We start from the raw sequence: 14,628 nt of genomic DNA, 5'->3' as shown, positions 1-14,628 counted from the left end.
CATCCCCTTCCAAATCTATTACTATATAAAAATGAATTCCAACTAAATCAATCAGATTAAGGAGGGTTATTCATGGGGAGCTATGTTCAACCTATAGATGAAACAAAAGGACCCAAGAAAGGAAGTACCGAACTGAATCCTCCGCAGACTTCTTTAGTGGCCGGGGGGTTGGTGGTGGCAGCTATTCTTGGTATCTATTTATTATTTACCCAAGAGATAGCTCAAACGGTACTGCTCGTTCTTGGTTTGCTTTTAGGATATACATTATTTCACGCGCGATTTGGCTTCACTTCGGCATTCCGCAGGGTGATGTCAGTGGGGAACGGGCAGGCACTCAGGTCCCATATGCTGATGCTTGCTGTTGCCGTTACGCTTTTTGCCCCGATTTTGGCCACGGGCTATACATTCTTTGGCGGTGAAGCTGCCGGTTATGTGTCACCGGTGGGTGTGAGCCTGGTTGTTGGTGCATTTATGTTCGGTATCGGTATGCAGCTTGGCGGCGGTTGTGCTTCGGGTACACTTTATGCCATTGGCGGAGGACGTTCCGTTATGTTCATCACCCTGCTGTTCTTTATTATAGGTGCAACTGTGGGGGCGGCTCATTTACCTTTCTGGACAGAGGAGCTGCCTTCATTTGAACCTATTTCCCTTGCAACTTCCACTGGACTGGGGTATTTCGGGGGCTGGGCTGTGTCTATCGCTTTATTTGGTTTCATTACCTGGATCACTTTAAAAATAGAGAAGAAGAAAAATCCGCCGAGAATGGCGGCACTTCCAACCACGCAAGGTTGGAAAAGAATTTTTCGCGGATCTTGGCCGCTGATTGCAGCCGCTGTTGTTCTTGCGGTATTGAATGCACTGACACTCATGACGCGAGGAAATCCTTGGGGCATCACTTCCGCTTTTGCGCTTTGGGGTTCAAAAACGGCAGCGGTGTTCGGAGTGGATGCAGCGAGCTGGGGATACTGGAGTGGAGCGAATGCTGAAGCACTTCAGGCATCCATTTTTGCGGATTCTACAACTGTTCTGAACTTTGGTGTCATTCTTGGGGCATTCCTTGCGTCAGCAGCGGGAGGGCTATTCCGCTTCAATAAAATCACTGGTAAAAATGCAGCCGCATCAGTCATTGGCGGTCTGCTGATGGGATATGGTGCACGCCTTGCATTCGGCTGTAATATCGGTGCATACTTTGGCGGGATTTCTTCTTTCAGTCTTCATGGCTATATTTGGGGCATTCTCGCTTTAGGAGGCACGTTTACAGCTTTATATTTGAGACCGATGTTTGGATTATCGGTTCCGAAGCCAAAAGATACCTTCTGTTGATTCTATCCTCAATAAAAAACTCCTGCCGGTCTGGCAGGAGTTTTTTTATTCACTTCCATAATAGATCATCATATGACAAACAGCAGGTTCTTCCGAAGTATTCATATACTGGTGTCCTGAGTCGGCAGCAAATCGAATGGAACTCCCTTCTTCCAGGTCATACGTTTCTTCCGCGATTCCTAAGGAAACCCGGCCTTTAATAACAGAAATGTATTCTTCCACACCAGGTGGATGACCTTCATTCCTGTAACAACAGCCAGGGTGCATTTCCACTCTATAGCTTTCCCACTTCTTAAAGGGATCAAAGGGGAAAATGGGATACACGATATACTTCCCGGCGTCTTCAGATACTGGCTGTACATCTTTATAGTGAGTAATCGAGACCTGACATTGCGGTTTTTCGATCAGCGAAGAAAAAGATACCTTCAGTCCATTGGCAATCTTCCATAGGATGGCGACGGTTGGATTGGAATCACCGCGCTCGATCTGTCCGATCATCGCTTTACTCACACCGGTCGATTCAGCCATTTGTTCAAGGCTCAGTCCCCGCTCCCTGCGGATCTTTCTTATATTCTCGCCAATTTGCATCGGGAAATTTTCCATTTTAAAAACCTCTCTTGTATACTATAACGTCTGTATGTATAATATAGTAAATTATCAAATTGTTAAAATAGTTTATTACCTTCTATTATAAAGGATGTGAAGAGATGGAGGCACTGCTTTCAACAAAAAAAGTAAGTGATTTTCGTCATGGACTCCAGGGCGGGATCAGTATTGCCATTGGTTACATGCCAGTTGCCCTTACCTTTGGATTATTGGCTAGAACCACCGGGCTGACTGTCACGGAAACCGTGTTAATGAGCATGTTTGTATTTGCAGGGGCGGCTCAATACATATCTCTGAGCTTGATTGCAGTGGGCACCGGGATTCTTGAAATTATTCTTACAACGTTTATCGTAAATATCCGGCACTTTTTAATGTCTGCTTCACTGAGTGAAAAGCTGGAGGAGGACGTGCTGCATAAAAAATTGACTTATGCATTTGGAATAACGGATGAGACATTTACCGTCATCAGTGTGAAGGATGGGAAAGTGAAGACCGGCTTTGCTTTTGGGGTCATCCTGATTTCGTATGGCAGCTGGGTGATTAACTCCGGAATCGGGTATTTTATTGGAGAGATTCTCCCTGAATTCCTGCAGGCAAGCATGACAATTGCTCTTTACGCCATGTTCGTCGGTCTTCTTGTCCCGTCAATGAAAAAAAGTATGAAGGTATTCTTTCTTGCGGTGACGGCCGGGGCTTTAAACAGTGTTCTTCTGTTTACGACAAACCTTTCGAATGGCTGGTCAATTGTCATTGGTACTCTTGTTTCTGCCATACTTGTCGAAGCTGTCGTCATGATCAAACAAAAAGGGGGAGGAGTGTATGAATAGTATGGTAATATGGATGATCATCGGGATGGCAGTGGTCACATATATTCCAAGAATGCTTCCTTTTATCGTTTTTAAAGGAAAGGAACTTCCTCCTTTTCTTCAAGGTGTACTGAAAAACGTTCCTTTTGCCGTATTGGGAGCATTGATATTTCCAAGTATATTATTGATTCAGGAGGGGAATCTTTTATTTGGGGTGGTGGGGACCGCTGCGGCATTCCTTATTGCCTTTCTGGGAGCGAATGTGATTGTGGTTGTCATCGGCGCCATTTCATTTTTATCTCTATATTCGGTATTCTTAATGTAAAGGATAAAGTCACGTGTTACCGTGGCTTTTTTATTTGGGACTGGCTTGGCCTTATGCTTGTCGCCTCTAAACGCGAGTCCCCTCAGCTTTTCTGGTGTCCAGCTGCAGGGCTTAGAGGCACATGTCATAAGCCAAACCGGCCAAGAAGGCAAGGAACGCCTTCCAGTCCTGTTCGTCTTATGCCACCCGCCTCTGAACGAAGCCCTTTCGCTTTTCTTGTTCTATTTAAAAGGACAAGGTATTACATATAGTAAGAGAGAAGGAAGGGAGGAAGTATATTGGTTAGAAAGTGGGCATTCCGGGCGGTGTTGGGTTATTTGCTGCTGGGATTATTTTTATATGTGTATTTGTTTTTTCTGGCGGATTCTTCATTACCCGAAGCATATAAAGGAAGCAGTGCAGATCCTGCCACATTCATGAATGCTAGGGAAATTATGCTGAGTGAGGATTTTTCGAAGATCAAGAATCTGTTGTTTTTTCTATCGACGCCTTATGAATGGTTATTTTACTTTCTGATTCTTATTTTGGGAATATCAAGAGGGTTTGAAAAGTGGGCAAGGGGTACGACGAAAAATCGGTTTCTTCAAACAGCTGTGTACCTGTTCTGGTTATCGCTTGCTTCATTCGCTGCCATTTTTCCTTTGCAGTTCATCTCTTATAAAATTTCAAAGACGTATAATATTTCCACGCAGACTTTTTCCATGTGGATGAAGGATGAATTGACGGATTTCTGGGTGAACTATTTGATCATGTTCATCATTGTTTCTGTCCTGTATGGCCTCATGAAGCGGTTTAAGAATAGATGGTGGCTGGCAGCATGGGTATTGTCTGTGCCATTTACGATTTTCATGATGTTTATCCAGCCTGTGGTGATCGATCCATTGTATAATGATTTCTATCCTTTGAAGGATAAAGCACTTGAACAAAAGATCCTGACCCTTGCGGAAAAAGCACAGATTCCGGCTGATCATGTGTTCGAGGTCAATATGTCTGAAAAGACCAATTCCCTCAACGCGTATGTGAATGGAGTGGGTTCGAATTCCCGTATCGTCCTTTGGGATACCACCCTTGAGAAACTCACGGATAAAGAAATACTCTTTGTCATGGCACATGAAATGGCCCATTATGTGGAAAAGCATATCTATATCGGAATTACGATTTATTTAGTTCTTTCATTCTTTGGGTTATTTTTGGCATCAAAGCTGATGAGGGGGATCGTCGCGAACTATAAGGATGAAATCAAGGTGTCGAATGTGTCCAATCTTAGTTCTTTGCCTTTATTCCTCCTGATTACTTCAATGCTGATGTTTACGGTCAGTCCATTTTCAAATTGGATTTCCCGTTATCAGGAAACCCGCGCAGACCGATACGCAATTGAAATGACCGAAGATAAGCAGGCAGCCATCACTTCTTTTCAAAAGTTGTCAAAGGTTGGTCTTTCACAGGTGAATCCCCCTGTATTGGTAAAGATTTTCCGTTATGGGCATCCGACGATGATGGAACGTTTGAGTATGCTTGAGCAGTATGAAAGAGAGAAGAAGGAATAAGGAAAGGAGCCTGGTCATCTCCTGACTAGGCTTTTTCTCTTTTACTGATGATAAGGTTTTTCTTTTTTTCTGTCATGTAGGCAAAGATGACTTCTTTAGGGTGGATTCCTTCACTTGATAATCGGTCGAGCAGCCAGTCCTGATTTTTCCCGAGAAGGTGCAAATTACGTTTCTGGACCTTTCCGTCGACAATAACGGAAATCGGCAGCCCTTCGTCATCAATCTTTAGATTTAAATGTTGAACCGTCACAGGTGTATTTTCCACTTTGGGGATGACACTCACTTCTCCGATTGGCTCAAGCATGGCATAATCCACATCCGAGATTTTTGGATAGCCGTTAGCTCTTAGAATCGATGTCAGCTGGATAAGCGAAATCTTGGATTTTTCCAAATTGTCTTCGAGGATTTCTCCGTTTTTGATCAACAGGGTCGGCTCCCCCAGGAAAAATTTGTTTCCCCATTGGCTTAATGTCAGGTATGAGAATAAGACATGAAGTCCTACCAGAATGACCAGCGCAGTGAGGGTCGGCCAGAACTTAGTACTGATAAGTGGTTCTGATGCGATTGTACCGACAATGATTATGGCTACAAGATCGTAAGGTGTCATCTGGACGATGGTCGATTTCCCCATCAGGCGCATCGCTGCAATAGTCATTAAATAGAGGACAAGTACTTTGATGAATATCATGTAGTTCGCTCCATAAATCGTTTTGTCGTTAGCTTTCACCATTACAAACAAACCCATTCCCGGAGCGGGGAAAAAAGGGAAGGCTGGCTCATTTATCAGAGCCAGCCTGTTGTTATAAGCCGTAACGAATATTGACTTCCTTCAATTCTTCTGTAAGTTTCATAAACAACGATTCATTCTTAAGATCCAGGGCTGCATCGATATCTTCTAACAGCTTAGTCTTTTGGCTGGCCAGTATGCTTTCGTATAGAAGCATATCAATATAAATTTCCAGCACGTTTCTTTCAGCGTTTCGTTTCCGGGTCATCGCAGAAGCTTTCATCATTTCGGTATAGGACTTTTTATTTTCCAATACGATCACCTCTGAATTCTTTTTATTAGTATATGGAAGTAAAGTCAAAAATTCAACCAAAAATTTAAATATTCAGATAATTTTTATTGCCGGACGTTGTGTCAGGAAAATAATTTCAGAATTTTTTAAAAATATTGGAGACACCCTGTGGTATTTGTGGTATTATTTTGGAGAAATATGTAAAAGGAGGAGAAAATATGAAGGGTAAATCTCGAATTTTGGAAGAATATGAAGTGAATCCTCATACATTGATGTTAAAGCCCATTGAATATGGCGCCAAGACATTTACTGAAATCATTGAAATGGAGGACATCATACTTTCTCCGTTTAAACCGATGGATATTCTTAAGAAAAGCTGTGAATTTTTTGGTTCTTCATATCAAGGAAGGAAGGATGGGACTAAAGAGCTGACGGGTATCTCCTATAAGGCCCCAATCATGTTAAACCCCCAAATGTCGATGTTTTTATTTCCGACTACTTCTCCTGTGAAAAGTGAGTGTATATGGATCTCCCATTCCCATGTAACCAGTTATTCTGCTGCCGAGAACGGTCAAACCTCAGTGACTTTTCAGAATCGGGAATCCCATCTGATACCCATTTCATACAGTTCTTTTGAAAATCAGATGCTTCGTACTTCCAACCTTCGAATCGCCTATTCTCAACGGGTTTCAGAAATGGAAAGCAAGTACACCATGAAATCATTTTACCTGAAAAATAAAACAAACGCGTGAGGAGCCTTTGATCACGCTTTTTTTATTTGTGTGAAAAGCTGTAAAACACCATCAGGCCTGGCGGGGATGATCCGGATTTTCCGCAGGGGATTTCGTTTCAAGAAACCGGCGAAATAGGTAATGGCGCATTAAGTCTTCCACCCTGTTTCTGAGACGGGGGTTAAAATAATTGTGATGTTCCTCGTACCCCTTATATAAAAACATATACATCGTAAATGCATCGTCTGATTGAATCCTTTCCACCTTCATTTTATTCGTCCTCATATATTTTTTCACGTATGCAAGCTCTCCCTGGATGACTTTCATTGTTTCTTCTATCACCTCTAAATAAGGGCGCTTGAGTTTGAATGGGCTTTGGTCTACAATTTGCAAATCCCGGTTTAAGATGGTCAAAACCATCGGTAAATAAATCGCCTGTTCCAGAATATTACGGTCATTCTCTGGTATTCGTGTCATATGAAAAGACCTCTTTTCATTCAGTTATCGAACTTATGTTCGTATTTCTATTTTAAGGTGAAATGACTGGACTTTCAATAGCGAAAAATGGAGAAACGGGGATTTGTTGTTATTATGAAGGAGAAGGCCCTTTCTTATCCATAATGTTCTGTAAAGCTTAATGGTGTTTATTTTTGAATTTAGCTGTTGATTGGAGTGCAAGACGAAGGCTCCTGCGGGAAAAGCGAGACAGGTGAGACCCCGCAGGAGCTTTAGCGACGAGGAGGCTCACCGGCCGCCCGCGGAAAGCGAAGTCTTGCACGGAAATCAACAGCGGTGTTTAAAAGAGTTATCCATTAAAGGAATTCAATTTCTCCTGTCGAAATCATACATAGGACTAATGAAAGGGAGTTATATAATTATGGAAGTCAATGGAATCGAAATAAAGGATCTTTATCAGATAAAGGCTCTTTCTGATCCGCGGATTTCGCCTGATGGGGAAGAAGCGGTCTTTGTGCAGACGGTCATGGATAAGGAGAAGAATGATTATTTGTCTCATTTGTTCTGTCTTGATTTTGAAAGCGGCTGTAATACACAGTGGACATTCGGTGAGGAAAAAGTTTCTTCACCAAGGTGGTCGCCGGATGGGAGCCAGATTGCATTTTTATCGAATCGAACTGGAAGCACACAGCTTTATGTGATGAACCGAAATGGCGGTGAAGCAGAACAACTGACAGAAACCCAAAGAGGAATATCAAATCCTGTCTGGTCGCCGTGTGGAAAGAAGATCGTGTGTGTGGTCCGTTTGAAAAAGGGGGAAGCACTTCAAGTAAATGAGGGGAAGGAAGAAGGGAAAATTAAACCGTTAGCTGTTTCATCTATGAAATACAAATCTGATGACAGGGGCTTTCATGATGATCGTTACGCTCAGTTAGTGATAGTGGACGTTTCAGGCAAAGAGGTGGAGAGACTCACGGATGACGAGCATGATTACACTCTGCATGCCTGGCACGAATCATACATAGCTTATTCTGCGGATTTTGAAGAGAATAAAGATTTTTCTTTTGCATCCGGTCTATATTTATTGGATATGGAAAACATGGAATCCAATAAAGTGACAGACGAGCAGGGTTACTACGGCGGAGCAAGTTTTTCGCCTGACGGGAAATACCTTGCCTATATAGGACATAACCGTGAATTTGAAAATGCCACCCAGAACAAAATTTACTTATACAACATGGAAACACGCTTGACCTTGCCTCTTACTGAAGGTATGGATATTCCGGTTGGAGACTATCTTAACAGTGATAGCATACAAGGGACTTCAGGGGCGGGGATCGTCTGGTCAAAAGATAACGAAAGCCTTTATTTCATCGCATCTGATCGCGGCAATACAATCCTTTATTATGCACACATAGAAGGAGCGGTTTGTCCGGCGCTGTTTGAAGAAGAACAGCATATTTACGGTTTCGACTTCTTTTCTGAAGACCAAAGGATGGTGCTCGCTATGAGTAAGCCTGAAGAGCCGGGTGAATTATATACGCTGCACGTTCCATCAGGACAAATAGAAAAAATGACGGAAGTGAACAAGGGATGGCTGAGCAGCCGGCAGCTTTCTTCTCCTGAGATGTTTATGTTGAGTGGAGGGGATGGCATACCCGTCCAGGGATGGATCATGAAGCCCGTGAACTTTGAGAAGGGTAAGACATACCCTCTGATTGTTGAAATTCATGGAGGGCCTCACACCATGTATGGCAATACCTTTTTCCATGAACTGCAGCTGCTTGCGGGTAAAGGATATGGCGTCTTATACATAAACCCGCGTGGGAGCCATGGGTATGGACAGGAGTTTGTCGATGCTGTACGCGGTGATTATGGAGGAGGGGACTACCAGGATATCATGGCAGCAGTCGATCATGTCCTGGAGGAGTATGATTGGATTGACGAATCCAGGCTTGGTGTAACCGGCGGCAGCTATGGAGGCTTTATGACCAATTGGATCATCGCCCACTGTGACAGATTCAAAGCGGCTGTCACCCAGAGATCGATCAGCAATTGGATCAGTTTCTATGGAGTGAGTGACATCGGTTATTATTTCTCTGAATGGCAGATGAAATGTGAACTTGACGATATAGAAACTCTGTGGAAGCATTCTCCTTTAGCATATGTGAAGAACATCAACACACCGCTCTTGATCCTTCATAGCGAAAAGGATTACCGTTGTCCGATCGAACAGGCTGAACAGTTGTATATCGCATTAAAGCGAGACGGTAAACAGGCAAGATTCGTCAGGTTCCCGGACTCCAATCACAATCTATCCCGCAGCGGGACACCCTCCTTGCGCGAAGCGAGACTGCAGGAAATCATCGATTGGTTTGATGAATACTTTTAAAGCACGGACCGCCATTTCGAAATGTAAATGGCGGTTTTAGCTATTTATTATGATGGGCCGGGGTGGATGAAGAATTAAATCCCGATAAATGAATCGAGATCATCCGTTGCCTGTTTAAATTTCCTTTCTTTAGGAAAAGGTTTAAATACGGAGTATGGAATTCTGAAAGTGATATGATATGATAAAGTGAGCAATAACGCGATAACGAATGAGAATTTTTCATCGTCGTATAAGGGGAAACATATACTATGGATATTAATGAAATTAAAGAGTGGCTTACCCTCGAAAATATAATGGGATTGATTCAGCAGTATAAAGCACTGGGGCCGTTCGCTGGAATTTTGCTCCCTATGCTGGAAGCCTTTCTTCCCTTCCTGCCGCTAGTTGTGTTTGTGATGGCAAATGCCAACGCTTTCGGTTTATGGTTTGGGTTTCTTTTTTCCTGGATAGGTGCTGCCGCCGGGGCGCTGCTCGTATTTGTACTGGTCAGAAGGTACGGAGATACAAGGGTGTTTCGCTTTTTACGCAACAATCGTCAAGTGAAAAGACTGACTCGCTGGGTAGACAAGCATGGATTTGGACCATTGTTCTTGCTGTTATGTTTCCCATTCACGCCGTCCGCCCTTGTAAACGTCGTGGCAGGCTTATCCAGCATCAGCATCGCTCAATACATGCTTGCTGTTTTAACTGGGAAAATGGTGATGATTTTTACCATAAGTTTCATTGGATATGATATCATATCATTAGTGAAACAGCCTATACGCACTGTTATAGTAGGAGTAATCATCTTTGTTTTGTGGTTAGTTGGAAAACAAATCGAAATACGTTTAAATAAAAAACTTGAACTCGATCAAAGGATTGAACGGAAAAAGCAGGAGGAATCGAATTGAGAGAAGAAGTAAAAAGAGAAGGTCTTGAATGGATTAAAGCCCTGGGTATTGGATTGATCATCTTTGTTGTCATTCGAACTTTTCTTTTCTCAAATTATGTAGTAGAAGGCGAATCGATGATGCCTACGCTGGAAGATGGCAACAAGCTTGTTGTAAACAAAATAGGCTACCAATTAGGTGAATTGAATCGGTTTGATGTAGTAGTCTTTCATGCAAATGAAAACGAGGATTATGTTAAAAGGATCATTGGACTGCCAGGAGATAAAGTAGAGTATAAAGACGATAAACTATATGTCAACGGAGAATATTATCCGGAGCCATACTTGGAAAAGTTCAAGCAGGAATTCATCGGCAATAAGCTCACTGGTGACTTTACGATTGAAGAAATTACCGGAAAACAGACCGTACCTGAAGGAAAGGTATTTGTACTTGGCGACAACCGCAGAGGCAGCATGGACAGCAGATACTTCGGGTTCATCGACCAGGAGCAGGTTGTCGGGAAAGTAGATCTCAGGTATTGGCCTCTCAGTGAATGGGATATGCAATTTAAGAACTGATATACAGAAAGAATTTTGTTCAGTGAATGTGAACGGAATTCTTTTTTTTGTTTAGTACTACCCGGCCCCCATTGGCTAATATAAATATGGTAAAATAGTAAGAAAATTCGTTCATTTTGAGGGTGGTAGCGTGGCAACAGAAATTCCTATAATTGAAACGAAATTCGTTCCGCCTGTTGTCAAAGAGACATATATACGGCGGCCTGCGTTAATGAAAAAAATGAGAACGATTACAAATTATAAACTGCTGATCGTACATTCCGGGGCCGGGTACGGAAAAAGTACAGCAATCAGCCAATTTTTACAGGATGAAAGCCTTACATATTGCTGGTATTCCATTACTGCCAATGATGACGGTTTAGTCCCTTTTGTTACAAACATTTTATACAGCATTCAAAAGCAGGTACCTCAATTTGGACAAGAATTGAAGGAAACCTTGTCATCAATCGGTCAATACATTAAAGAAGAAGAGTTATATAAATTAAGTGCTGTCTTTATCAATGAATGTGTGAAAATTCCCCACTCTTTGACCATCATACTTGATGACTACCACCTGGTTGATCATTCTTTCCTTATTAATCAGTGGATGGAAAAGGTAGTAGAACATCTTCCTGATCATATACACTTCTTTCTCTCAACCAGAACGAAACCTTCATGGACTACTTTCATACAACTGAAAATTTCCCGTCAGTTGCTTGAAATAACAGAATCCGATTTGTGCCTGACGGATGAAGAAGTAGAGATGCTTCTTACTGATTTCTATGACACAGAAATTCCTAATGTACAAATCCGCGCTATATGTAAACTGACAGAAGGATGGGTGATTGCAGTAAGCATGATTCACTCACAGCTTCAGGAAAATCCCGATATTTTAATGGTGGATAAGCAATATGCTTCATTAACAGAGCTTTTTCAATATTTGGCCCATGAAGTCTTTTCAAAACAAACTCCCATTGTTCAGCAATTCTTGAAGCAAATCGCCATTCTTCAGGAAATCAATGGGGAAACGTGTGAAGCGATTTTTGAAATGCCTGGCTCTCACCAATTGCTAAAACAGCTTTCTGAGAAAAATGCTCTGCTGCAAGAGATGAAAGGAGCCTCTTGTTATCGTCTTCATACTTTGTTCCAGACGTTCCTGGAAAGGAAACTGGCAGAAGAAAATGCGCATCTGTACAACGAATTGCAGCAGAAGTGTGCATTTTATTTTGAAAGAAAAGGGCAGTGGGAGAAAGCTGTGCAGCACTATTTCAAGATGGGGAATATGGATGCGGTGGCTTCCATTTTAACGAGGGAAGCAGAGGGGATGATTAAGAGGGGGCACCTTGAAATACTTGGGGATTATCTTCGCCAGCTGCCTCATGGCATAAAGAATCGCTATTATTCTCTCTGGGTTTATCAAGGGGAGTTCTTCCGCTATCGTTCTTTCTATGAAAAAGCGGAGAAAGCATACACAAAAGGAATTCAACAGGCATTTGAAAAAAAGGATGCGTTAATCCTCAGCAGAGCGTATGAAGGAATAGGGAGGATATATCTTGATACCATACAGCCTGGTAAAGCCCAGCGATACTTATTGAAAGCAATTGAGTGGCTGGAAGACAAATATGATGGTTTTCGGCATGAAAAGAATCAGCTATACTATTTGATTTCTGAAAACCTGGTCAATTCGGGAAAAGCGGTTCAGGCGAAAATCTGGTATGAAAAAGGAAAAGAGAATGGGGTCATGATGGAAGAAGGGAATCTTGGAGCGAGAATGCTTCTCCGCACAGGGAAGCTTCAGGAAGCGAAGGCGCTTCTTCTTGATAAAGAAAATGATGATCAGCTTCCTCAGTCTCACAGGGAAAAAGAATTACTGCTCTCTTTGATTGAATCCTTCATGGGAAATGGCAGTGAAGCAAAATTACTTGCCCAGCAGGGAATCAGCCAAGGCATAAAATCGAAATCACCCTTTGTAGAAGCCTGCGGATGGATCCGGATGGGCCATGCTGTACAATTGATAAATGAATATGACAGCGACCTGGCGAAAAACTGTTATGAAACCTCATTGGAATTAATGAGTCAGATCAATATTTCAAGGGGAAAAGCCGAACCGTTTATGGGCTTATCAATTATGTACAGCAGAATGGGCGATTATCAAAAGGGAAAGGAATTTGCGGAGGAAGCACTCTATGAAACTGAAATGGTTGAAGATTCATGGCTTTCTTCTTTAATCTTGCTGAGCGCCGGAATTAATGATTATTACCGGGGAGAAGATGACGAAGCATTCAAACAGATTACCAGGGCAGGAAGACAATTTGATGCATGCGGGGATAGCTATGGCAAAATGCTTATAAATCTGTGGAAAAGTGCAATTGCCTACAAGCGGGAGAAACAGGACGAATTTCATGAATATATGACCGCGTGTCTGAATGAAGTGCAGATAGGAAATTACGAGTTTGTTTTCTTTAAACAGACGACTTTCGGACCGAAAGACCTGCAAAGCATCATCCCTTTATTAGTGAAGGCCCATCAGGAAGCTATTCATTCTTCATATTGTCTTGAGTTATTAAAGAAATTAGGACACGAATCCCTTTCTTCCCATCCTGGTTATACCTTGAAAGTCCATACGCTGGGCAGCTTTGAAATATGGCTTGGCGACGAGAGGGTATCCGAGAAACAATGGCAGAGAGAAAAAGCGAAGGAATTATTTCAATACTTTCTTATCCAAAGAAACCAGCTTAAGCGAAAAGAAGAAATCATTGAAGAACTGTGGCCGGAAGGGAGCGGCTCTGACCGGGATTTCAAGGTGGCGCTGAACACATTGAATAATGTGTTGGAACCGAACCGTCCGGCAAGAGGGAAGGCTTTCTTTATCAGCAGGGTGCAAGATGGCTACAAGCTGAATGGAGTGGCCGGCATCGAGTATGACAGTGATCAATTTTCAAACTGGATATCTCAGGGCTTAAAGGAGAAAGATGCTGATAAATCAATCCAATACCTGGATAGAGGCATACTTCACTATAAAGGGAGCTTCCTGCCTGATAGAAAAGGCACATCGTGGACAGAGAAGGAAAGAGAAAGACTGCAGCATTTGTACCTGAGAGCACTGGAAAAAAGAGCCCAGCTCGCGGTTCGAAAAGAAACCTATGAGGATGCCATCGACTGCTGTCTGAAGATTATCGAACAAGATTCACTTTGGGAGGAAGCGTACAGGATTCTCATGTATTGTTACTATCAAAAAAATAACCGTCCCCAGGCAGTGAAATGGTTTCAGAGGTGTAAAGGATTATTGGACAGGGAATTCGGTGTAGCCCCTATGGAAGCTACGCAGAGAATGTATGAGATGGTAATCGGGGTGAGCGGATAGTAAAACAGGTCTAAAGTATCGGACCTGTTTTTTATTTGGGGCGGACCCGGTGAGCAGTCATCTGCCGCTGGTGTCCCGGCCATTTTCTTTTTTCATTGAGTACGGAAATGTGTTCTTGCACATTTATGATAGGGGCAATGGAGGTAGGAGAGGTAAGTTTTTTGTTGGTTGTAAGTAAATGGATAAACGAGAGATTATTTGGTGAAACTCATAGATTATGTTGATAAACTCATAGAATATTGCTGGAAACTCATAGATTTTATGCTTGAACTCATAGAATAAATCCTTATCCCCTCGCTAAGTCCCGATTCCAAGAGGAATTTGCTGCTATTCCCAGCCAATACCCGCCTCTGAGCAAAGCCCCTCCGCTTTTCCACATGTCCAGCTCCAGTGGTCTGCTCCCGTTTGAAAATTAACCTTAGGCTTTTGAGGCAAAAAGCGCCTCTAAAGCCTAAGAACATTTTTCAAAGGGAGCAAAACGCCCACTTCCGCTTTTCGGTCTTGTCCAGCTCCGGCGGCTAGAGGCTCGAGACATAAGCCATGCCATCCAAAAAGGCAAAGAGCGCCTTTGTGGCTGCCCTGTCTTATGCTTGTCGCCTCTGAGCAAGCCGCCTCCGCTTTTCGGTCTTGTCC

Annotated in this window: 13 protein-coding genes; 9 read left to right on the top strand and 4 right to left on the bottom strand. The window is 42.7% G+C overall.

What is annotated here, in order from left to right:
• Positions 1-72 precede the first annotated feature (72 nt).
• Entirely contained in the window at positions 73-1,323 is a 1,251-nt protein-coding gene (locus AAEO50_RS13775; RefSeq protein WP_341984613.1) for a YeeE/YedE family protein, read from the top strand.
• Between the two features lie 45 nt (positions 1,324-1,368).
• Here AAEO50_RS13775 and AAEO50_RS13770 read toward each other — a convergent pair whose 3' ends face one another.
• Entirely contained in the window at positions 1,369-1,926 is a 558-nt protein-coding gene (locus tag AAEO50_RS13770) for an XRE family transcriptional regulator (RefSeq protein ID WP_341984610.1), read from the bottom strand.
• Between the two features lie 104 nt (positions 1,927-2,030).
• On the opposite strand from AAEO50_RS13770, the gene AAEO50_RS13765 reads away from it, so the two are divergent.
• The 3 genes from AAEO50_RS13765 (at position 2,031) to AAEO50_RS13755 (ending at position 4,607) form a co-directional block, all read left to right on the top strand.
• Positions 2,031-2,756, top strand: coding sequence for an AzlC family ABC transporter permease (locus AAEO50_RS13765; protein WP_341984608.1), 726 nt, complete (start codon positions 2,031-2,033; stop codon positions 2,754-2,756).
• On the top strand, positions 2,749-3,060 hold the full coding sequence (locus AAEO50_RS13760; protein WP_341984606.1) for an AzlD domain-containing protein: 312 nt from the start codon (positions 2,749-2,751) through the stop codon (positions 3,058-3,060). The genes AAEO50_RS13765 and AAEO50_RS13760 overlap by 8 nt, the downstream gene beginning before the upstream one ends.
• A gap of 278 nt (positions 3,061-3,338) precedes the next feature.
• Positions 3,339-4,607 carry a M48 family metallopeptidase gene (locus tag AAEO50_RS13755; protein WP_341984604.1) on the top strand — a complete coding sequence of 423 codons (1,269 nt, stop codon included), beginning with the start codon at positions 3,339-3,341 and terminating at the stop codon, positions 4,605-4,607.
• A gap of 25 nt (positions 4,608-4,632) precedes the next feature.
• On the opposite strand, the gene AAEO50_RS13750 is transcribed toward AAEO50_RS13755, so the two are convergent.
• On the bottom strand, positions 4,633-5,352 hold the full coding sequence (locus AAEO50_RS13750; protein WP_341984602.1) for a DUF421 domain-containing protein: 720 nt from the start codon (positions 5,350-5,352) through the stop codon (positions 4,633-4,635).
• Positions 5,353-5,407: 55 nt separating this feature from the next.
• The gene (locus tag AAEO50_RS13745; RefSeq protein ID WP_341984599.1) at positions 5,408-5,620 is read right to left on the bottom strand and encodes an IDEAL domain-containing protein; all 213 of its coding nucleotides are present in this window, start codon (positions 5,618-5,620) and stop codon (positions 5,408-5,410) included.
• 224 nt (positions 5,621-5,844) lie between these two features.
• On the opposite strand from AAEO50_RS13745, the gene AAEO50_RS13740 reads away from it, so the two are divergent.
• On the top strand, positions 5,845-6,378 hold the full coding sequence (locus AAEO50_RS13740) for a competence protein ComK (protein ID WP_341984597.1): 534 nt from the start codon (positions 5,845-5,847) through the stop codon (positions 6,376-6,378).
• Between the two features lie 51 nt (positions 6,379-6,429).
• On the opposite strand, the gene AAEO50_RS13735 is transcribed toward AAEO50_RS13740, so the two are convergent.
• Positions 6,430-6,834 (bottom strand): hypothetical protein, encoded by a 405-nt coding sequence (locus tag AAEO50_RS13735; RefSeq protein WP_341984595.1) that lies wholly within the window; start codon positions 6,832-6,834, stop codon positions 6,430-6,432.
• 400 nt (positions 6,835-7,234) lie between these two features.
• Between AAEO50_RS13735 and AAEO50_RS13730 the strand changes: the two genes are divergently transcribed.
• From AAEO50_RS13730 to AAEO50_RS13715, 4 genes are all read left to right on the top strand, one after another.
• Entirely contained in the window at positions 7,235-9,205 is a 1,971-nt protein-coding gene (locus AAEO50_RS13730) for a S9 family peptidase (protein ID WP_341984593.1), read from the top strand.
• Between the two features lie 248 nt (positions 9,206-9,453).
• The gene (locus AAEO50_RS13725) at positions 9,454-10,095 is read left to right on the top strand and encodes a TVP38/TMEM64 family protein (protein WP_341984592.1); all 642 of its coding nucleotides are present in this window, start codon (positions 9,454-9,456) and stop codon (positions 10,093-10,095) included.
• On the top strand, positions 10,092-10,652 hold the full coding sequence (lepB, locus tag AAEO50_RS13720) for a signal peptidase I (protein WP_341984590.1): 561 nt from the start codon (positions 10,092-10,094) through the stop codon (positions 10,650-10,652). The genes AAEO50_RS13725 and lepB overlap by 4 nt, the downstream gene beginning before the upstream one ends.
• 130 nt (positions 10,653-10,782) lie before the next feature.
• On the top strand, positions 10,783-13,995 hold the full coding sequence (locus AAEO50_RS13715) for a BTAD domain-containing putative transcriptional regulator (RefSeq protein ID WP_341984588.1): 3,213 nt from the start codon (positions 10,783-10,785) through the stop codon (positions 13,993-13,995).
• Positions 13,996-14,628: the final 633 nt, after the last annotated feature.

The organism is Rossellomorea oryzaecorticis (assembly GCF_038405515.1).
Classification (GTDB): Bacteria; Bacillota; Bacilli; order Bacillales; family Bacillaceae_B; genus Rossellomorea; species Rossellomorea oryzaecorticis_A.
The sequence above is the reverse complement of the archived record's forward strand: the minus strand, read 5'-3'. Positions and strand labels throughout refer to the sequence as shown.